Genomic DNA, 19,947 nt, shown 5'->3' on the forward strand with positions numbered 1-19,947 from the left:
CCAGAGGACTGAATGATGAAATGGTTTAATACGTTGAGCCACAATCGCTGGCTGGAGCAGGAAACCGACCGGATCTTTGATTTCGGCAAACAGGCGGCCGTGCCCACCGGCTTTGGCTGGCTGGGAAATAACGGGCAAGTCCGGGCAGATATGGGCACGCATTTGTGGATCACCGCCCGCATGTTGCACGTCTATTCGGTTGCCGCGGGCATGGGGCGTCCCGGCGCGTATTCGCTGGTGGATCACGGTATCCGCGCCCTCAACGGTGCGCTGGCAGATAAAGAATATGGCGGCTGGTACGCCTGCGTAAATGATGAAGGCGTGGCAGACGCGTCGAAGCAGGGATATCAGCATTTCTTCGTGTTACTGGGCGCGGCCAGCGCGGTCACTACCGGCCACCCCGACGCCAGAAAATTACTCGATCAGGCCATCGGTGTGATTGAAAAATACTTCTGGAGTGAAGACGAACAGATGTGTCTCGAGTCGTGGGATGAAGCTTTCACTCAGACGGAAGATTACCGTGGCGGCAATGCCAACATGCACGCCGTCGAGGCCTTCCTGATTGTTTACGACGTCACCCACGATCGCAAATGGCTGGATCGCGCGCTGAGAATTGCTTCGGTGATCATTCATGACGTCGCCAGAAAGGGCGAGTACCGCGTCAACGAGCACTTTGATGCGCAGTGGAATCCGATCCGGGATTACAACCAGGATAATCCCGCGCACCGTTTCCGCGCCTATGGCGGCACGCCGGGCCATTGGATCGAATGGGGGCGTCTGATGCTGCATCTTCATGCCGCGCTGGAAGCCCGCTTTGAAACGCCTCCGGGCTGGTTGCTGGAAGATGCCAAAGGGTTGTTCCACGCGACCCTTCGTGATGCCTGGGCGCCGGACGGCGCCGACGGCTTTGTCTATTCCGTCGGCTGGGACGGCCAACCGATTGTACGTGAACGGGTTCGCTGGCCGATCGTCGAAGCGATGGGCACCGCCTATGCGCTGTATTGCGTCACCGGCGATACGCAATATGAATCCTGGTATCAGACATGGTGGGAATACTGCATCACTTATTTAATCGACTATGAGAACGGTTCGTGGTGGCAGGAGCTGGATACCGATAATCGCGTCACCACCAAAGTCTGGGACGGCAAACAGGATATATATCATCTGCTCCACTGTCTGGTTATTCCACGGCTGCCACTTGCGCCGGGGCTGGCTCCCGCCGTGGCCGCAGGTTTGCTGGACATTAATGCAAAATAAAAACAGCGAAAAATATAAATTCCTGAACGCATTGATGACATAAAAAAATAGACGGAGTTCACCATGAGTACCCTACAAAATACCCTTTCTCATCTTGAATTAACGGCGGGTAATAATGAATTTTCGCTGGTATATCAACACCGGCTTATTCTGCGTCATACGCCAGATGCACCCTGCTTATGGATTGGCGGCGGAGAAGCCGATATTGAAATGTTTCGCGGCAATTTCAGTATTAAAGATCGTCTGAACGAGAAAATCGCCCTGCGCGATGTGACGGTGACTCCTCAGTCAGACGGCTGGCTGTTCCATTTCAGCCGCACAAACATGCTCACTGCGACGCTTCACGTCACCTGCGATGAGCGTGGCCGTTTGCGGATATCGCTGCAAAACCAGGACCGGGCGCACAACCGCATCTGGCTGCGGCTGGCGGCGCAGGCGGAAGATCATATCTACGGCTGTGGCGAGCAGTTCTCCTACTTCGACTTGCGCGGAAAGCCTTTCCCGCTGTGGACCAGCGAGCAGGGCGTCGGGCGCAACAAACAGACTTACGTCACCTGGCAGGCGGACTGCAAAGAGAATGCCGGGGGCGATTATTACTGGACCTTCTTCCCGCAACCGACGTTCGTCAGCACGCAAAAATACTATTGCCACGTCGAAAACAGTTGCTACATGAATTTCGATTTCAGCGCGCCCGAATATCACGAGCTGGCGATGTGGGAAGACAACGCGACGCTGATTTTTGAGTGTGCGGACACTTACATCAGCCTGCTGGAAAAACTCACGGCGCTGCTGGGGCGACAGCCTGAATTACCGGACTGGGTGTTTGATGGTGTGACGCTGGGCATTCAGGGCGGCACCGACGTCTGCCAGCAAAAACTCGATGCCATGCGCGACGGCGGCGTGAAGGTCAACGGCATCTGGGCGCAGGACTGGTCCGGGATCCGTATGACGTCCTTTGGTAAGCGCGTGATGTGGAACTGGAAATGGAGCCGCGAATTGTACCCGCAACTCGACGAGCGTATTAGCCGGTGGAAAGAAGAGGGCGTGCAATTTCTGTCGTACATCAATCCGTATGTCGCCAGCGATCGTGACCTGTGCGCAGAAGCCTCGGCAAAGGGCTATCTCACCAAAGATGCCAGCGGTGCGGATTACCACGTCGAGTTCGGTGAGTTTTACGCCGGTGTGGTCGATCTGACCCATCCGGCGGCCTATGACTGGTTTAAGAACATCATCAAAAAGAACCTGATTGAACTGGGCTGTGGTGGCTGGATGGCCGATTTTGGCGAATATCTGCCGACCGATACCTTCCTGCACAACGGCGTCAGCGCAGAAATCATGCACAACGCCTGGCCCGCACTGTGGGCGAAGTGTAACTACGAGGCGCTGCAGGAAACCGGCAAGCTCGGCGAAATCCTGTTCTTCATGCGCGCCGGCTACACCCACAGCCAGAAATACTCGGTGATGATGTGGGCGGGCGATCAGAACGTGGACTGGAGTCTGGACGATGGGCTGGCGTCCGTCGTGCCTGCCGCACTCTCTCTGGGGATGAGCGGTCACGGCTTACATCACAGCGACATCGGCGGTTATACCACCCTGTTCGGAATGAAACGCAGCAAAGAGCTGTTGCTGCGCTGGTGCGATTTCAGCGCCTTCACGCCGATGATGCGCACCCACGAAGGCAACCGTCCGGGAGATAACTGGCAGTTTGACGGCGATGCCGACACCATTGCGCATTTTGCACGCATGACGGACGTCTTCACCCGCATGAAACCTTACATCAAACAGGCCGTGGCGCAGAACGCCCAGCGCGGCCTGCCGGTGATGCGTCCGTTGTTCCTGCATTACGAAGACGATGCGCACACCTATTCGCTGAAATACCAGTATCTGTTTGGCCGCGATCTGCTGGTGGCACCGGTGTATGAGGAAGGGCGTCGCGAGTGGTCGCTGTATCTGCCGCAGGACACCTGGATCAACCTGTGGACCGGGGAAACCTGCCACGGCGGCGAGAAAACCGTCGATGCTCCGCTGGGCAAACCGCCGGTATTTTACCGTGCCGACAGCGAGTGGGCAGCGCTGTTCAGTGGTTTCCGGCATATCTGATAAGGCTCACCCGCCGGTGCGCTGTGATCAGGTACCGGCGGCACAAGGAGAAGCATAATGAGTCAGACCCGCACTGCTGATCCCGCCACCCTGCGCTTACCGTTCAAAGAAAAACTGGCGTACGGGATGGGGGATTTAGGCTCCAATATCCTGCTGGATATCGGCACGCTGTACTTACTGAAATTCTATACCGATGTGCTGGAATTACCGGGCACCTACGGCGGCATCATCTTTCTGATTGCCAAATTCTTCACGGCTTTCACCGATATGGGCACCGGCATCATGCTGGATTCCCGGCGTAATATCGGCCCGAAAGGCAAGTTCCGCCCGTTTGTGTTGTACGCCGCGTTCCCGGTCACCTTACTGGCGGTGGCCAATTTCGTCGGCACGCCGTTTGAGATCACCGGTAAAACGGTGGTGGCGACGGTGCTCTTCATGCTGTACGGGCTGTTCTTCAGCATGATGAATTGCTCGTACGGCGCGATGGTGCCTGCCATCACAAAAAATCCGGACGAGCGCGCCTCACTGGCGGCGTGGCGGCAGGGCGGTGCAACGCTGGGCCTGCTGTTGTGTACGGTGGGGTTTGTACCGGTGATGAATCTGCTGGAAGGCAATTCGCAGCGCAGTTATATCTTCGCCGCCACGCTGTTTTCACTGGTGGGATTACTGTTTATGTGGCTGTGCTATGCCGGGGTAAAAGAGCGGTATGTCGAGGCGCAGCCCGCCAGTTCAGCGCAAAAGCCGGGGCTGCTGGCGTCTTTTCGCGCCATCGCCGGTAACCGTCCGCTGTTCATTCTTTGCATCGCCAATCTCTGCACGCTGGGAGCGTTCAACGTCAAACTGGCGATTCAGGTGTATTACACGCAGTACGTGCTCAATGACCCTATCCTGCTCTCCTATATGGGTTTTTTCAGTATGGGATGCATTTTCATCGGCGTGTTTATGATGCCCGGCGCGGTGCGGCGGTTCGGCAAGAAAAAAGTCTATATCGGCGGGCTGGCGCTGTGGATTATTGGCGACGTTCTCAACTACTTCTTTGGCGGCGGGTCGGTCAGTTTTGTGGCGTTCTCCTGCCTGGCATTCTTTGGCTCGGCGTTTGTGAACAGCCTCAACTGGGCGCTGGTATCCGACACCGTGGAATACGGCGAATGGCGCACCGGCGTGCGCTCGGAAGGCACGGTTTACACCGGTTTCACCTTCTTTCGCAAAGTGTCGCAGGCGCTGGCCGGGTTCTTCCCAGGCTGGATGCTGACGCAGATCGGTTATGTGCCTAACGTGGTGCAGTCGGCGGGGACCCGCGAAGGGCTGCGCCAGCTGATCTTCATCTATCCCTGTGCGCTGGCGGCGATCACCATTGTGGCGATGGGCTGCTTCTATAACCTCAACGAAAAAATGTACGTGCGCATCGTTGCTGAAATAGAAAACCGAAAACGTCAGGCGTAATTCACTCAACAGAATGGCGCGCCTGCGGGCGCAATGAGGATCGATTATGACGCATTTACACTCCGATGATCCGCTGACGCTGCGTGAGAAGTGCGCCTACGGAATGGGCGATTTTGGCTCAAACCTGATGTTGTGCATCGGCACCTTGTATCTGTTGAAGTTTTACACCGATGAACTGGGGATGCCGGCGTTCTATGGCGGGGTGATCTTTTTAGTCGCGAAGTTCTTCACCGCCTTTACTGACATGCTGACCGGCGTGTTGCTCGATTCACGCCGTCGCCCCGGCGCCAGAGGAAAGTTCAGGCCATTCATTCTCTATGCGTCGGTGCCGGTCGGGCTGGTGGCGACGGCGCAGTTCATGGCGAATGATTTCAGTCTGCCGGTGAAAACGGCGCTCGCCACCGTGCTGTTTATGTTGTTCGGCCTGTTCTACAGCCTGATGAATTGTTCCTACGGCGCGATGGTTCCGGCCATGACCAAAAAATCCCATGAACGCGCGCAGCTTGCCGCGTGGCGTCAGGGCGGGGCAACGCTGGGTTTACTGTTGTGTACGGTCGGATTTATGCCTGTGCAGGCGTTGTTCAGCCAGTCGCCTTCGCTGGGATACCTTATCGCCGCGCTGATCTTCGCCACCTGCGGCGTGTTTTGCATGTGGTGGTGTTACAGCGGCGTAAAAGAGCGCTACGTGACGATCACGCCGGAAGGGCATCAGCCCAGCATTCTGCGATCCTTTCGCGCCATCTTCCACAACCCGCCGTTGCTGGTACTGTGCATCGCCAATTTGTGCACGCTGGCCGCCTTCAACATCAAACTGGCGATCCAGGTCTATTACACCCAGTACGTTCTCAACGATATCGGTTTGCTGTCGTGGATGGGTTTTTTCAGCATGGGCTGCATTCTGTTCGGGGTGCTTCTGGTCCCCGGCGCGGTGAAGCGGTTTGGCAAAAAACAGGTTTACATGGGCGGGTTAGGGCTGTGGGCGGCGGGAGATGTGATGAATTTCCTGTGGGGCACCAGTTCACTCTCTTTCGTGTTGTTTTCCTGCATGGCCTTTTTTGGCACCGCCTTCGTCAACAGCCTCAACTGGGCGCTGGTGCCGGATACGGTGGATTACGGCGAATGGAAAACCGGCATCCGCGCCGAAGGGTCGGTGTACACCGGCTATACTTTCTCCCGCAAAATTTCTGCTGCGCTCGCCGGTTTCCTGCCGGGGATCATGCTGACGCACATCGGTTACATCCCTCATGCGGTGCAAAGCAGCCAGACGTTGCTGGGGTTGCGCACGCTGATATTTCTCTGGCCCTGTGCACTGGCTATCAGTGCGGCGATCATTATGGGCGTATTTTACACACTCAATGAAGCGCGCTTTGCCAAAATCATTCAGGAAATCAGTGCGCGCAAAAAGGGGGAGATGCCCGAACCTGCTATTGAAACAGAAAAGACGTCAGTGCTGAGCCTGTAACGCGTTCAGGTTTGCTATGGTTAACCGAGGGCATTTTTATCCCCCCCAGCCATCACGTTACAAGGAGACACCTAAACATGACCAGTTCGGAACTGCTGACATACTGCATGGCAAAGCCCGGTGCAGAACAAAGCGTCGAAAATCAGCGCGGTGCAAATCAGGTAAAAGTGGGCGAGGCGATGTTTGCCATGGTGTGTGAAATTGACGGGCGCGAAGCGATTTCGCTGAAAACCAGCCCGGAACTGGCCGAACAGCTGCGCACCCGACACCCGGAAATCGTGCCGGGCGATCATCTTAATAAATCCCACTGGAACACGGTCTATCTCGACGGTTCGCTGCCGGATTCGCAATTCTATTATCTGATTGACGGCTCCTACCAGCTGGTCGTCTCCGGTTTGCCGGAAGCCGTTCGCCACGAGTTAGGCATCTGACTTCAGGGTGCAGCGGCGGGCCATAATCCGCTTTTCAGCGTGGTGGGTGCGTACTCCACCGCGTGAGCGCGCCAGGGCAACGCGGCGCGAAAACGCCACAAACGGGTAATATCCAGCGTCCAGTAGCGTTCTGCGCCCGCCGGGCCGGGGATCTCCTGCGGCTGCCAGTGGATCTGCGTGGTGCCCTGAACATGCAAAATATCGCCGTTATCGAAATCCATAAACAGCAGCGCGGCGCGGGGTTCGGACAGTAAATTTCCCAGCGTGTTCATGTACTTGTTACCCCGAAAATCCGGCACCCACAGCCGGTTACCCACCAGATGCGCAAATCCCGGCTGACCGCCGCGGTGCGAGACATCCGCGCCGTCGTGCCCGTGGCTGGCGATGAAAAAAGTATCAGCACGCGCTATCAGCGCGCGGGCGTCGGCATCCGCTTGCGTCATCTCTTCCCGTGCGGGCAGCGGCAGAGTGACCGGCACATCGGTCAGCGTGCGGATCTGAATATACTGCGGGCAGTTACCAAAACTCTGATCGACCAGGATCTCGATCCGATTTTTATCCATGCGCCCGATCCTGCCATTCACCCGATTGCGCCGCCGGTTGGAAAAGTCGATCCCCAGCGCGCCGATCTGTTTTCCCGGCTGTAATGCCGCCAGCGCCGGATCGTCCGTGCGTCGCGGCGCATTCACCCGCAAATGTCCGTTATCCGGCGTGCGGATAAAACCGGCCGGTCCGCTCAGCAGCGTCGCCACCGGCCAGCCGTTGTCATCCAGCGTTGAGATAAACAGATAAGGCAGCGCCGCGAAAAACAGCTGGTGCTGCTCCGGCATTGCCTCGCGGATCCCATGCGCGACGACGTCAAAACCGGCCAGCTGTTGCGCCTGAAGTTCGCCGGTATGGAACGGGCTTTTCATGGCGCTTACTCCGCCTGAACAGGCAGCGGCAGGGCGGGCAGCGGCGTGAAGCCGGGCAGGCTTTCCACCCGTTGCAGCCAGCGTTGGATCGCCGGGTAACCGGTCAATGAAACGCCGCCTTCCGGTGCCGTCGCCACATAGCTGTAACAGGCCAGATCGGCGATGGTGGCGCGATCTGTCGCCAGAAACTCACGATGTTGCAGATGATCTTCCAGCTGCGGCAGGAATTTCGCCGTCACTTTCAGCGCGCTTTCATACACTTCCGGCGCGGAAAACTGCTTCACCATCCGGGCCGACGCCGGGCCGTAACGCACTTCACCGGCGGCATGGGATAACCATTTCTGCACTTCTGCCGCTTTCAGCGGATCTTCCGGCAGCCAGTGGCTGTCCGGCGCGTAACGTTTCACCAGATACACCAGAATCGCATTGCTGTCGGTGAGCACCACTTCGCCGTCGGTCAGAACGGGGATTTGTCGAAGCGGATTCAGCCGGGCAAATTCTTCGGTCTGGCGCACGTCGGCACCGGCTTCAGTGGCCTCAAACGGCAGATTGAGCATAGTCAGCAACAACGTCACGCGGTGGCAGTGGCCGGAAAGCGGGGTGCTGTAAAGTTGAATGGCGGGCATAAGTGTCTCCTCTGTGGCAGTGAGTCCAGATTACTCTTGCATTAAATGAATGAGATCCACGAAGATTGAAATTGAGTGTTTCACTTTGTGGAAGAATCTATGGATCGTTTAGACGAAATGGCGATTTTTGTCGCCGTTCTTCAGTATGGCAGCCTGGCGGAAGCCGCCCGTAAACTTCACCGTTCACCTCCGGCGATCACCCGCGCCATTGCCTCGCTGGAACACCGCTTCGGCGCGAGGCTGGTGGAGCGCACCACCCGCAGCCTGGCACCGACCGAGGCGGGCGCACGGCTGGCAGAAAAGGCGAGGCTGCTGCTCAGCCAGTATCAGGACGCCGTGCAGGATACCGCTGAAACTCAGCTCAGCGGCCTGCTGCGCATCACCGCGCCGGTGCAGTTTGGCCGCAAACATGTCGCGCCGCTGGTGATGGAATTTCTGGCGCAGAACCCGGACATGCAGATCGAAATGATGCTCAACGACCGTAATCTCGATCTGATCGACGAAGGATTAGACCTGGCGGTACGCATCGGCCATCAGGACGATTCCGGCAAAGTGGCGCGCAAAGTCGCTGAAGTCACCCGCGTGCTGGTCGCCAGCCCGGCGTATCTGGCGCAGCATGGCGAACCGCAGCATCCCTCGGAACTGGCCGGCCATCAGACCGTCATGGGCACCTTGCGGACCCCACTGCGCGAATGGCGTTTCGGGCCGCACGAGGATGAACTGCGCGTCCGGCTTTCGCCGCGTTTGCTGCTCAACGACGTCGAGTCGCAGCTGCTGGCGGTGCGCAGCGGTCAGGGGATTGCCCGGCTATTGTCGTATCAGGTGAGGGATGATGTGCTGGCGGGCAACATGGTGCGGCTGTTAACCGATTTCGAACCGCTGCCGTTGCCGGTACAACTGGTGGCGCAGCAGGTACAGCAGATGCCGCGCAAAGTGCGGACATTCTGGGATTTCGCCTGTCAGCGGCTGAGTGTGCTGCCGCAACTTCATGCGCTGAACGCATCTTCGGAACAGTGACCCAGGTCACGCTCGTGTGCGGTAAAAATAACCTACTCTGAGAGTTGTGCAAAAACAGTGAGTTACTTCAGGACAGGTTGTCCGCTTGCTCACACCAACCAGAAGGAAAGGATGATGACCCGTAACCGGCTGAATCTTGCCACGCTTTTGATACTGGTGCTCAGTGCGCCGCTTCCCCTGACTGCGTTCGCGCAGAGTTTGCCACAGGATCCTGACCCGGCCACGCCGGCGAAAACTTACATCAGCGCCGTGAACCCCGATCGCACTATCACTTACCGGCTGTATGCCCCGACGGCGCAGCATGTGGACGTGGTAACCGGTTCAACGCCGGTCACGTATATTCCGCATCAGATGAGCAAAGACGACAAAGGCGTGTGGAGCTGGACGTCTGAGGCGCAAAAACCTGATCTCTATGAGTATTTCTTCAACGTCGATGGCCTGCGGATTGCCGATCCCGGCAGCGCAATGCCGAAACCGCAGCGTCAGGTCAATACCAGCCTGATCCTGGTGCCGGGCAGCATTCTGGATGTTAAAAACGTGCCGCACGGCGAAGTCCGCACGCTGACCTATCATTCCGCCGCGCTCAATTCCGAACGTCAGGTCGCCGTCTGGACGCCGCCGGGTTACACCGATGCGTCACAGCCGCTGCCGGTGCTCTATTTCTACCACGGCTTTGGTGATACCGGCCGTTCGGCGCTGGATCAGGGGCGTATCCCGCAAATCATGGATAACCTGCTGGCGGAGAAAAAAATCGCGCCGATGTTAGTGGTCATTCCGGATACCGAAACCGACGCCAAAGGGGTGGTGCCGGAAGATTACGTCACCAAAGATCGCCGCAAAGAGTTTTATCCGCGTAACGCAGCGGCAGCAGATAAAGAGCTGACCGGCGACATTATCCCGCTGATTGCCAAAACCTTCCGCGTCCGCGATGACGCCGCCGGGCGCGCTCTGGCTGGCCTTTCACAAGGCGGTTATCAGACCCTGGTCAGCGGCATGACTCACCTGGATCAGTTCGGCTGGCTGGCGACCTTCAGCGGTGTGAGCACCACCACGGTGCCGAATGAAAACGTGGCGAAACGCTTCGCCGAACCGGAAAAAATCAACGCACAGCTGAAAAACTTCACGGTTGTGGTCGGTGAAAAAGACGTGGTGACAGGCAAAGACATTGCCGGGCTGAAATCGGAACTGGAGGAGAAAAAGATTAAATTTGATTACCACGAATACCCGAATCTCGGCCACGAAATGGACGTCTGGCGTCCGGCCTATGCGGAGTTTGTACAGAAGATATTTAAGTAGGGTTTCAGGAGTAACGCCTCCCCTGTGAAGGGGAGGCGCTGGTTGACGTTAAGCGCTTTTCTTCGCCTGCTGGCTGTGGCGTTCCAGCAACGGTTTCAGGAAGCGTGCGGTATGCGATTCTTTGCATTCCGCCACGGTTTCCGGCGTACCCGCCACCAGAATCTGACCGCCGCCTGCACCACCTTCCGGCCCGAGATCGACAATCCAGTCTGCGGTTTTAATCACGTCCAGATTGTGCTCAATCACCACGATGGTATTGCCCTGATCGCGCAACTGATGCAGCACTTCCAGTAACTGCTGAATATCAGCAAAGTGCAGGCCGGTGGTCGGTTCATCGAGAATATACAACGTCTGACCTGTGCCGCGTTTTGAGAGCTCACGCGCCAGTTTCACACGCTGCGCTTCACCGCCGGACAGCGTGGTCGCTGACTGGCCGAGGCAGATATAAGTCAGACCGACGTCGATCAGCGTCTGCAATTTACGCGCAAGGGCAGGCACGGCATCAAAGAATTCACGGGCTTCTTCGATGGTCATTTCCAGCACTTCGTGGATGCTCTTGCCTTTGTATTTCACTTCCAGCGTTTCGCGGTTATAGCGTTTACCACGGCACTGATCGCAGGGTACATAGATGTCCGGCAGGAAGTGCATCTCCACTTTGATCACGCCGTCGCCCTGACAGGCTTCGCAGCGGCCGCCTTTCACGTTGAAACTGAAACGCCCCGGCGTATAGCCGCGCGAACGCGATTCCGGCACACCGGCAAACAGTTCACGAACCGGCGTAAAGATGCCGGTGTACGTCGCGGGGTTCGAGCGTGGCGTACGGCCAATCGGGCTCTGGTCGATATCGATGACTTTATCGAAATGCCCCAGGCCTTCAATTTCACGGTAAGGCGCGGCTTCAGCAAGCGTTGCGCCGTTCAGTTCGCGCTGTGCCAGCGGGAACAGCGTGTCGTTGATAAGCGTCGATTTACCCGAGCCGGAGACGCCGGTGATGCAGGTAAACAGGCCTACCGGCAGCGTCAGCGTCACATCTTTCAGGTTGTTGCCTTTGGCACCGGAAAGTTTCAGTACTTTGGCGGCGTCCGCCGGCACGCGCTGCGCCGGTACGGAGATTTCGCGTTTACCGCTGAGGAACTGACCGGTCAGGGAATCTTCCTGCGCCATGATGTCCTCGGCTGTCCCCTCGGCGACAACGCGGCCGCCGTGGACACCCGCACCCGGACCGATATCAATGATATGGTCGGCGGCGCGGATCGCGTCTTCATCATGCTCTACCACAATCACGGTATTCCCGAGATCGCGCAGGTGGATCAGGGTTTCCAGCAGACGTTCGTTGTCGCGCTGATGCAGGCCAATAGAAGGCTCATCCAGCACATACATCACGCCCACCAGACCGGCGCCGATCTGGCTCGCCAGACGAATACGCTGAGCTTCACCGCCGGACAACGTTTCCGCAGAACGGGACAGCGAAAGATAATTCAGGCCGACGTTCACCAGGAATTTCAGGCGATCGCCAATCTCTTTCAGCACTTTCTCGGCGATCTGCGCACGCTGGCCGCTGAGTTTCATATTGCGGAAGAAATCCATCGCATGACCGATGCTGAAATCAGAGATTTGCGGCAAGGTCGTTTCTTCCACAAACACGTTACGCGCTTCTTCCCGCAGGCGGGTGCCTTTACAGGATGCGCACGAACGGTTGCTGATGTATTTCGACAGCTCTTCACGCACCGCGCTGGATTCCGTTTCTTTATAACGGCGCTCCATGTTGTGCAGCACGCCTTCAAACGGATGACGACGAATCGACGTGTCACCGCGATCGTTAATGTATTTGAATTCAATGGTCGTTTTGCCGGAACCATGCAGAATGGCGTGTTGCACATCGCTGCTCAGGTCGTTGTACGGCGCTTCCACATCAAAATCATAATGCTCGCCGAGAGAGCGCAGCATCTGGAAGTAATAGAAGTTACGGCGATCCCAGCCACGGATAGCGCCGCCTGCCAGTGAAAGCTCAGGGTTTTGCACCACGCGGTCCGGATCGAAGAACTGCTGTACGCCCAGGCCGTCACAGGTCTGGCAGGCACCGGCCGGGTTGTTGAACGAGAACATGCGCGGTTCGAGCTCGCTCATGCTGTAGCCACAAATCGGGCAGGCAAAGTTCGCCGAGAACAGCATTTCTTCCGCTTTCGGGTCATCCATGTCGGCGACCACGGCGGTACCGCCGGAAAGCTCAAGCGCGGTTTCAAACGATTCCGCCAGACGCTGCTGTAAATCCTCACGGACTTTGAAACGGTCAACCACGACTTCGATGGTGTGCTTTTTCTGCAATTCCAGCTTCGGCGGATCGGACAGATCGCAGACCTCGCCGTCGATACGCGCACGGATGTAACCCTGCGACGCCAGGTTTTCCAGCGTTTTAGTGTGCTCGCCTTTGCGATCTTTAATGATCGTGGCGAGCAGCATCAGGCGCTGACCTTCCGGCTGTGCGAGGACGTTATCCACCATCTGGCTGACGGTCTGGGCTGACAGCGTCACATTATGATCCGGGCAGCGCGGCTCACCCACGCGGGCAAACAGCAGGCGCAGATAATCGTGAATTTCCGTGATGGTCCCGACGGTAGAACGCGGGTTATGCGATGTGGATTTTTGCTCAATCGAAATCGCCGGAGACAGACCTTCAATATGGTCGACGTCCGGTTTTTCCATTAAGGATAAAAATTGACGAGCATAGGCTGACAGCGACTCAACGTAACGACGCTGGCCTTCGGCGTACAGCGTATCGAACGCCAGAGAGGACTTGCCTGAACCCGATAAGCCGGTGACAACAATCAGTTTGTCGCGCGGGATAATCAGGTTGATATTCTTGAGATTATGGGTACGTGCGCCCCGAACTTCGATCTTATCCATTCATCATTCCCGGATTAACGTGATAGCTCACCGTGCCGGTGACCTGCGGAAAATGGAGCATCGCGCCGGTCAGCGAGTCAGGCACAGAGAAGAACGTAACGCGCAATTATGACACAAATCACAGTCTATGCCACCCCGAAACCTGAATGTATATCCAGTACTCGATGTAACAGCGGAACGTTTGCTGAACAATCTGGAAAGAATGCCGCATCCTCAGACATCCATGGTACGAAGGTATCGTTTTATGGTTATAATGCTGCAAAGTGTGACCTTCCACACCTCGGATTGTGGTTTCAGCCACGACATACATCATCAGGAGAATCCACATGGCCAGCAGAGGCGTAAACAAAGTAATACTCGTCGGTAATCTCGGACAAGATCCGGAAATCCGCTACATGCCAAACGGCGGCGCAGTGGCCAACATGACACTGGCGACCTCCGAAAGCTGGCGTGACAAAGCCACCGGCGAACAGAAAGAAAAAACCGAATGGCACCGCGTTGTGTTGTTCGGCAAACTGGCGGAAGTTGCCGGTGAATACCTGAAGAAAGGTTCTCAGGTTTACATCGAAGGTGCACTGCAAACCCGTAAATGGACCGATCAGGCTGGCGTTGAAAAATACACCACCGAAGTTGTCGTTAACGTGGGCGGCACCATGCAGATGCTCGGCGGCCGTACCGGCGGCGGCGCACCAGCAGGCGGCGGCCAGGCAGCAGGCGGCCAGTCAGGCGGTCAGCAAGGCGGTTGGGGTCAGCCTCAGCAGCCACAAGGCGGCAACCAGTTCAGCGGCGGCCAGCAGGCTCGTCCGGCTGCGCAAAACAACGCGCCAGCACAGAACAACGAACCGCCAATGGATTTCGACGACGATATCCCGTTCTGATACCTGCCTTCGGGCATCCATGTCAGAAATGAAAAAAGCCCCGAAAGGGGCTTTTTGTTGTCCGGCATTCAGGAATCTTTCATCCTTCAAACTTTCCCCACCGCACCAAACACTAATCTGCCCTGATGGAACGTCGCTTTCACCTCGGACACTCTGGCTACCGCTTCGGCGGAGCAGCTGGCGTCGACCAGGATCATTTCGGCGTTATCGTTCACCGCGGGCCACTGGCGGTTGCCGCTGTCGTCGAGCGGCAGGACGTTGCCGGTGGCGATGGCGAGGGAGCGCGTCAGGCCGAATTCGTCGGAGTTGCCGTAGAGCTGGGCGTACAGGCTGGCTTTTTCCAGCATGCTGCCGGTGCCGAACGGCGACCAGTGGTCGATCACGCTGTCGGTGCCGGTCATCACGAATACGCCGTTCTGGCTGAGCTGCGGCAGGGGCATGTTCAGTTTGCCGAGCGGAATGGTGGAAGCGACGGTGAACTGCTGCCCGGAAAGCCCGGCGATCACGCCTTCCATTTCCGCACCCTGCATCATCGCCAGCGCGAAACCGTGGCTGAGCGTCACTTTGCCTTTCAGTTGCGGGTTTTTTTCCACGGTCTGAATCATGTATTTCACCGCCGCAATCCCGGCAGGCGTAGTTTCATGCAGATGAATATCCACGCCTTTGTTTGTATCCAGCGCAATCTGGAACATCGCATCGAGGGATTTTTCCATCGCGCCGTCTACATTCGTCGGGTCCAGCCCGCCGACGTACTGCACGCCCATTTGCATCGCTTCGCGCATCAGCCCGTCGACTTTCGAGTGCAGTAAACCGTGCTGCGGAAATGCCACAATTTCACAACTGAAATCCTGCTGATGTTTTTCCAGCGCGATTTTCAGATGCTCGAGGCTTTTCAGGCCGCTCACCGGGTCGATATTGCAGTGGCTGCGCGCCACGGTGGTGCCTTTGGAATGCAGCAGGCCGATGATTGCCTCTGCGTGTTCCACCGAGGTCGGCAACAGTTGCGGGATCAGCACCTGTTCGCGGGCAATCATGTCCATGATGGTTTTGCCTTTACGCGGGCGCGGCGCTTCCCACTTGCCGCCGTAGAAGGTCTTGTCGAGGTGAATATGCATGTCGCGCGTGGCGGGCAGCAGGAGTAATCCCCGGGCATCAAAGGCAGGTAAGGTGCTGGCCGGTGCATCTTTCGCAGGCTGGATCGCCACGATTTTGCCGTTGTTGATGTCCAGATTGTACAGGCCGGTTTTGGTGGCAATGACTGTCTCGCCTTCGCGCTCAAAACCCTCTTCCAGCCGCACATTGCGCAGCTGATAGTGCGGCGCAGTAATCGCGTTGATCTGGCTGGCATCGTCACATTTTTCATCCATCGCGCCTGCTTTAAATGGCGCTGCTGATGCGATACCGGAGGCCATGCCTGCGGTCAGCAGTGCGCCGGTCGCGGTGATTTTGGCGCTATGAGAGAGAAAGTGTCTGCGGCTTTGTTGCTGAGGATTTTGCACGTCGAATTCCTTAATCATGATGCGGGAGGATGCTGTTTCCCTTTCACCCTAAAAGATATCGCCGGTTCCGGCTGCGATTTTTCCCACTGCCAGCCAGTGGGAAACCTAATGGCTAACTGAGCTGACAAAAATCCTTTAATTTTCCGGCCAGTGCGATTTGCGCAGGCGTGGCATCGGGGCGGTAAAACAGCGCCAGTTCGACGTTATCTACTTGCGGTAATCCGCTTTCGGTGCCCAAAACCCGGTGCGCCGGCAGGCGGCAACTGGCGGGCAATAAGGTGACGCCCAGTCCGGCGGCGCTGGCGGCCACCAGCGCGGCGAGGCTGGCGCTGCTGTAACTGATGCGCCAGCTGCGCCCGAGGGCATCCAGCGCCTGACACAGTTCTTCGCGATACAGCGCATTGAGCGGAAACAGCACCAGCGGCACCGGATTGCGCTCAAAGGCCGGATACTCGGCGCTGTCGAGCCACAGCATCGGCTCGGGGCGTGAGGCATTGGCTTTTTCGCCGGTCAGCTGTTTCACCAGAATGATGTCCAGCATGTCCTGCTGCCAGGCGCGGCGCAGTTCGTGGCTCAGGCCGCTGGTAACGTCGAGGCGGATATGCGGATGGGCGCGGCAAAACTGCGCCAGCAGGGAGGTGGTCGCTGCCGCAAAATCTTCCGGTACGCCGAGGCGCACCACGCCGTCCGGCCACTGGTCGCTCAGCGCATCGTGTGCTTCACCGTTGAGCGCGATGATCCGCCGGGCATAGCCGAGCAGGCGTTCGCCCTCTTCGGTGAGCTGAACCTGATGGGAAGTGCGTTCCAGCAGCGGTTTCGCTAACGCCTCTTCCAGGCGGCGGATTTGCTGGCTGACCGTCGATTGCGACAAATGAACGCGGTCGGCGGCGCGGGTAAAACTGCCGGTTTCACACACGGCGACAAAGCTGAGTAACTGCTGCGGGCTGAACATGGGATAGCGATTCATTTCATCACTACTTATGGTTGTGGTATTTGAAATTTGAATACCGGGGAGAGTATCAACCTTCACGCCGCCGCACCAGACTGACTCATTGCGCGGCGGTTTCGTGCCTCCTGCTCCAAAAGGACGCCTTGTTTTAGGGCATCACTCCCGCACTCCGGCAGTTTCTGATTTCACTTAAGATTGTATACAAGGCTTCGGCGGCAAATTGTCTTTCTGGTACAGAAATTGCTTTTTCCTTGTGAGACTTCAAGGAGAACAACATGAAAGCGATCGTGATTGGTGGCGGTATTGGCGGTGCGTGTGCGGCGATTGCGCTGAAGCGTTTTGGGATCGAGACGGCGGTCTTTGAGGCGGTGAAAGAGATCAAACCGGTCGGCGCGGCGATTTCCATCTGGCCCAACGGCGTAAAGTGCCTGAACTATCTCGGCATGAAAGACGCGCTGCGCGAGCTTGGCGGTAACATGCGTTTTATGGCCTACAAAGAATATCAGCAAGGCCAGACCATGACGCGATTCAGTATGGATCCGCTGATTCAGAGCGTTGGCGAGCAGCCTTATCCGGTGGCGCGCGCGGAACTTCAGGCGATGTTGCTCGACACTTATGGCCGCGATCGGGTGCAGTTTGGCAAGCGCGTGACGCACGTTGAGGAATCCGCCGACAGCGTCACCGCCTGGTTTGATGACGGCACCTCTGCCACCGGCGATTTACTGATCGCCGCCGACGGCACCCATTCCATTATCCGCCAGCATGTTTTGGGCTACGCCACAGAGCGCCGCTACGCTGGTTACGTTAACTGGAACGGTCTGGTGGAAATCGACGAAAGCATCGCCCCTGCCGATCAGTGGACGACGTTTGTCGGCGAAGGCAAACGCGTTTCCCTGATGCCGGTGAGCGGCAACCGTTTCTACTTCTTCTTTGACGTGCCGCTGCCGAAAGGTTTACCGCAGGATCGCACCACCGTACGCGATGATTTGCAGGGCTATTTTGCAGGCTGGGCGGAACCGGTGCAGAAGCTGATCCGCCAGATTGACCCGCAGACGACTAACCGCGTCGAAATCCACGACATCGACCCGTTTATGCAACTGGTGAAAGGGCGAATTGCGCTGCTCGGCGATTCCGGCCACAGCACCACGCCGGATATCGGGCAGGGCGGTTGCGCGGCGATGGAAGACGCCGTGGTACTGGCGAATATGTTGCAAACCAATTCGTTAGGCATTGAAGATGCGCTGCTGCGTTATCAGGAAAAACGCGCGTACCGCGTGAAAGATCTGGTGCTGAAAGCCCGCAAACGCTGCGACGTGACCCACGGCAAAGAGATGGCCGTCACCGAACAATGGTACGAAGATCTGAAAACCGAAACCGGCGAGCGCATTCTCTCCGGCATGTGCGAAACCATTCTGGGCGGCCCGCTGGAATAACCTGTAATGCGCAGGAAATAAGTTTTTACAACTCCTTAAAGTTTCCTGTGTTTTTGCCGAAAATAACATCAGAAGGATCAAGGTATCCACTGGCGCTATGACGCAAAAACATAGGGACTCATCAGGATGACAGTTATCTCTGCGACAGGTAATCAGGCGCTTAATACGCTGCTTACCGCCACCAAAACGACGGCCACGGTTTCTCCGGCGGCCAGTCAGCAGCAAGCGACAACGGCGCAATCCGCCGCGGTAATGATCGGCCAGACCGACGCCATGTCGCCGGTCTACAACATCACCAAACCGGCACTGGTCTGGGAACGTTCTTCCAGCGACCTGATGTCTTCAAAGCTCGCCTCGAATTTCAGCAACGCCGGTAATGCGGCACGTTTTTCGGGACTCGGTGCCGCCCTGCTTGAACGCTTTACCACCGACAGCGGCAGTTATTCGCAATCGGTGATGAAGCAGACTTCCGCTCAGTCCGCCAGTTCTGCGGGTAACGTTGCCGCCCAAACCCAGCTCCACACCAAAGCCGACAATCAGATCAGCCTGAGTATCAAAACCGCCAGCGGCGCGCTGGTGGAGATCACGCTCGGCAGTGATGATGACGGGCTGGGTGTGCAGGTGAATGTCAGCAAAGGCACGTTGAGCGATGCCGACCGCAAGGCGCTGGCGAACATGGCGGAAGGTTTTCAGAAAGCGATTGATGGCCTGACGGCGCAGCCGCCGAAGCTCGATCTGAGCGGACTGACAAAGTTTGATACCTCGGTGCTGACGTCGGTGGATTTGCACGCCAGTCTGGGTACTGAAAACACCCGGACGCTGGATTTTCATGCTGACGCCGGTACCCGCTCGGTGAAATCCACCGGGATCGACGGCACCGTGAATATCAGCGTGGACATGAGCAAGCGCGCCCTGTTGGGTACGGAAAATCAGCAGACGCAGGCGCTGAACCAGTATCTGAAACAGTTCGACAATGCGGGGAGCCGGGGTAACGCGGACGATGCGCTGATGACCATGTTCAGGGATGCGTTTACGGCGCTGAACTCGAATTATGGCGAGAGCGCGACCACGCATAAAAGCAGCGCCAGAGAACCGGTGTATTTCTCGCTGACCCGGACCGATAAAAACATGGTATCTGGTCTGGCAGATTTCACGGCCTCTGTCTCGCAGACGCCGGTGGATAAAACCAACCCGATGCGCCCGGACGAGGTGGACACCTTCTCGTATCAGGTGTCGCAGTCGAGCAGCATTACCGGTACCGGCACGCAGGATCGGCATATCTCGCAGAAGCAGCAGTCACATCTGGTCGCCAGCTACCACAAAGCGCTGACGTCGGGTTTACAGCTCAACCTGACGACCGACAGAAACTCGCAGAATTATCTGTATTATCAGATTGATGACAAGGCCGAGAGCACCACCAATATTCAGTATCAGAAGGGGGCTCTGGTGAGTGCGTCGGTGGATCAGCGCGCCAGTACTTCCACGCATATCCAAAAATATGTGAAGGGATGGCTGGAGTCAGACACCACCACGCCGGTGCACACCTCGAAAACCACTGATCTGCTCGGCAAGCTGCAATCAGACTGGGAGAGCAACCATCCGCGCCTCTCCTTTGAAGATTATCTGCGTCAGCAAAACCAGCCAGATCTCAGCAGCCTGGTGCTGCTGGAGTCTGATCCGGGCGCGCTGAAAAACCGATGAACACTGGCCTGACGGCCTTTTCAACAGCCCCGTGAGG

The 19,947-nt window shown here is 57.2% G+C and carries 15 protein-coding genes; 10 read left to right on the forward strand and 5 right to left on the reverse strand.

The genetic code is table 11. The features are described from left to right. The first annotated feature begins 15 nt into the window (after window positions 1–15). The 5 genes from yihS to ABSH60_RS11425 all read left to right on the forward strand — a co-directional run bounded on the left by yihS (window position 16) and on the right by ABSH60_RS11425 (window position 6,693). Window positions 16–1,257 (forward strand): sulfoquinovose isomerase, encoded by a 1,242-nt coding sequence (gene yihS, locus ABSH60_RS11405; protein WP_390975743.1) that lies wholly within the window; start codon window positions 16–18, stop codon window positions 1,255–1,257. Between the two features lie 63 nt (window positions 1,258–1,320). Next, window positions 1,321–3,357, forward strand: coding sequence for an alpha-glucosidase (locus ABSH60_RS11410; protein ID WP_390974004.1), 2,037 nt, complete (start codon window positions 1,321–1,323; stop codon window positions 3,355–3,357). A 57-nt stretch (window positions 3,358–3,414) separates the two neighbouring features. Further along, the gene (locus ABSH60_RS11415) at window positions 3,415–4,800 is read left to right on the forward strand and encodes a glycoside-pentoside-hexuronide (GPH):cation symporter (protein ID WP_390974006.1); all 1,386 of its coding nucleotides are present in this window, start codon (window positions 3,415–3,417) and stop codon (window positions 4,798–4,800) included. 46 nt (window positions 4,801–4,846) lie between these two features. Next, window positions 4,847–6,262 carry an MFS transporter gene (locus tag ABSH60_RS11420; RefSeq protein ID WP_056776083.1) on the forward strand — a complete coding sequence of 472 codons (1,416 nt, stop codon included), beginning with the start codon at window positions 4,847–4,849 and terminating at the stop codon, window positions 6,260–6,262. A gap of 77 nt (window positions 6,263–6,339) precedes the next feature. Further along, window positions 6,340–6,693 carry an MmcQ/YjbR family DNA-binding protein gene (locus ABSH60_RS11425; RefSeq protein ID WP_390974008.1) on the forward strand — a complete coding sequence of 118 codons (354 nt, stop codon included), beginning with the start codon at window positions 6,340–6,342 and terminating at the stop codon, window positions 6,691–6,693. Between the two features lie 2 nt (window positions 6,694–6,695). Here ABSH60_RS11425 and ABSH60_RS11430 read toward each other — a convergent pair whose 3' ends face one another. Further along, window positions 6,696–7,607, reverse strand: coding sequence for a pyridoxamine 5'-phosphate oxidase family protein (locus tag ABSH60_RS11430; protein WP_390974010.1), 912 nt, complete (start codon window positions 7,605–7,607; stop codon window positions 6,696–6,698). Between the two features lie 5 nt (window positions 7,608–7,612). Continuing rightward, window positions 7,613–8,233 carry a glutathione S-transferase N-terminal domain-containing protein gene (locus ABSH60_RS11435; protein ID WP_390974012.1) on the reverse strand — a complete coding sequence of 207 codons (621 nt, stop codon included), beginning with the start codon at window positions 8,231–8,233 and terminating at the stop codon, window positions 7,613–7,615. Window positions 8,234–8,332: 99 nt separating this feature from the next. Here ABSH60_RS11435 and ABSH60_RS11440 point away from each other — a divergent pair, with 99 nt between their 5' ends. Together ABSH60_RS11440 and ABSH60_RS11445 are read left to right on the forward strand one after the other, a co-directional pair. Further along, window positions 8,333–9,250: a LysR family transcriptional regulator gene (locus tag ABSH60_RS11440; protein WP_056776092.1), complete on the forward strand. Its 918-nt coding sequence runs from the start codon at window positions 8,333–8,335 to the stop codon at window positions 9,248–9,250. A gap of 114 nt (window positions 9,251–9,364) precedes the next feature. After that, window positions 9,365–10,546: an alpha/beta hydrolase-fold protein gene (locus tag ABSH60_RS11445; protein ID WP_390975745.1), complete on the forward strand. Its 1,182-nt coding sequence runs from the start codon at window positions 9,365–9,367 to the stop codon at window positions 10,544–10,546. A gap of 48 nt (window positions 10,547–10,594) precedes the next feature. Here the strand turns inward: ABSH60_RS11445 and uvrA are convergent, their stop codons facing one another. Then, the gene (uvrA, locus tag ABSH60_RS11450; protein WP_183848333.1) at window positions 10,595–13,450 is read right to left on the reverse strand and encodes an excinuclease ABC subunit UvrA; all 2,856 of its coding nucleotides are present in this window, start codon (window positions 13,448–13,450) and stop codon (window positions 10,595–10,597) included. A gap of 326 nt (window positions 13,451–13,776) precedes the next feature. Here uvrA and ABSH60_RS11455 point away from each other — a divergent pair, with 326 nt between their 5' ends. Next, window positions 13,777–14,328 carry a single-stranded DNA-binding protein gene (locus tag ABSH60_RS11455; protein WP_056776099.1) on the forward strand — a complete coding sequence of 184 codons (552 nt, stop codon included), beginning with the start codon at window positions 13,777–13,779 and terminating at the stop codon, window positions 14,326–14,328. 86 nt (window positions 14,329–14,414) lie between these two features. On the opposite strand, the gene ABSH60_RS11460 is transcribed toward ABSH60_RS11455, so the two are convergent. Both ABSH60_RS11460 and ABSH60_RS11465 read right to left on the reverse strand, forming a co-directional pair. Beyond that, window positions 14,415–15,827 carry an amidohydrolase gene (locus ABSH60_RS11460; protein ID WP_390974015.1) on the reverse strand — a complete coding sequence of 471 codons (1,413 nt, stop codon included), beginning with the start codon at window positions 15,825–15,827 and terminating at the stop codon, window positions 14,415–14,417. Window positions 15,828–15,939: 112 nt separating this feature from the next. After that, entirely contained in the window at window positions 15,940–16,794 is an 855-nt protein-coding gene (locus tag ABSH60_RS11465) for a LysR family transcriptional regulator (RefSeq protein WP_056776103.1), read from the reverse strand. A 257-nt stretch (window positions 16,795–17,051) separates the two neighbouring features. Here ABSH60_RS11465 and hpxO point away from each other — a divergent pair, with 257 nt between their 5' ends. Next, window positions 17,052–18,209, forward strand: coding sequence for an FAD-dependent urate hydroxylase HpxO (gene hpxO / locus ABSH60_RS11470; protein WP_217204498.1), 1,158 nt, complete (start codon window positions 17,052–17,054; stop codon window positions 18,207–18,209). 126 nt (window positions 18,210–18,335) lie between these two features. After that, the gene (locus tag ABSH60_RS11475) at window positions 18,336–19,910 is read left to right on the forward strand and encodes a hypothetical protein (protein ID WP_390974018.1); all 1,575 of its coding nucleotides are present in this window, start codon (window positions 18,336–18,338) and stop codon (window positions 19,908–19,910) included. Window positions 19,911–19,947: the final 37 nt, after the last annotated feature.

The sequence above is a fragment of the Rahnella sp. R3(2024) genome, from assembly GCF_042920125.1.
Taxonomy (GTDB): domain Bacteria; phylum Pseudomonadota; class Gammaproteobacteria; order Enterobacterales; family Enterobacteriaceae; genus Rahnella; species Rahnella rivi.

Bases quoted from the DNA above. Each gene is read 5' to 3' on its own strand.
- uvrA (WP_183848333.1), bottom strand. From the start codon at position 13,450: ATGGATAAGATCGAAGTTCGGGGCGCACGTACCCATAATCTCAAGAAT.
- hpxO (WP_217204498.1), top strand. From the start codon at position 17,052: ATGAAAGCGATCGTGATTGGTGGCGGTATTGGCGGTGCGTGTGCGGCG.
- ABSH60_RS11440 (WP_056776092.1), top strand. From the start codon at position 8,333: ATGGATCGTTTAGACGAAATGGCGATTTTTGTCGCCGTTCTTCAGTAT.
- yihS (WP_390975743.1), top strand. From the start codon at position 16: ATGAAATGGTTTAATACGTTGAGCCACAATCGCTGGCTGGAGCAGGAA.
- ABSH60_RS11435 (WP_390974012.1), bottom strand. From the start codon at position 8,233: ATGCCCGCCATTCAACTTTACAGCACCCCGCTTTCCGGCCACTGCCAC.
- ABSH60_RS11445 (WP_390975745.1), top strand. From the start codon at position 9,365: ATGACCCGTAACCGGCTGAATCTTGCCACGCTTTTGATACTGGTGCTC.
- ABSH60_RS11465 (WP_056776103.1), bottom strand. From the start codon at position 16,794: ATGAATCGCTATCCCATGTTCAGCCCGCAGCAGTTACTCAGCTTTGTC.
- ABSH60_RS11420 (WP_056776083.1), top strand. From the start codon at position 4,847: ATGACGCATTTACACTCCGATGATCCGCTGACGCTGCGTGAGAAGTGC.
- ABSH60_RS11410 (WP_390974004.1), top strand. From the start codon at position 1,321: ATGAGTACCCTACAAAATACCCTTTCTCATCTTGAATTAACGGCGGGT.
- ABSH60_RS11475 (WP_390974018.1), top strand. From the start codon at position 18,336: ATGACAGTTATCTCTGCGACAGGTAATCAGGCGCTTAATACGCTGCTT.
- ABSH60_RS11425 (WP_390974008.1), top strand. From the start codon at position 6,340: ATGACCAGTTCGGAACTGCTGACATACTGCATGGCAAAGCCCGGTGCA.
- ABSH60_RS11430 (WP_390974010.1), bottom strand. From the start codon at position 7,607: ATGAAAAGCCCGTTCCATACCGGCGAACTTCAGGCGCAACAGCTGGCC.
- ABSH60_RS11455 (WP_056776099.1), top strand. From the start codon at position 13,777: ATGGCCAGCAGAGGCGTAAACAAAGTAATACTCGTCGGTAATCTCGGA.
- ABSH60_RS11415 (WP_390974006.1), top strand. From the start codon at position 3,415: ATGAGTCAGACCCGCACTGCTGATCCCGCCACCCTGCGCTTACCGTTC.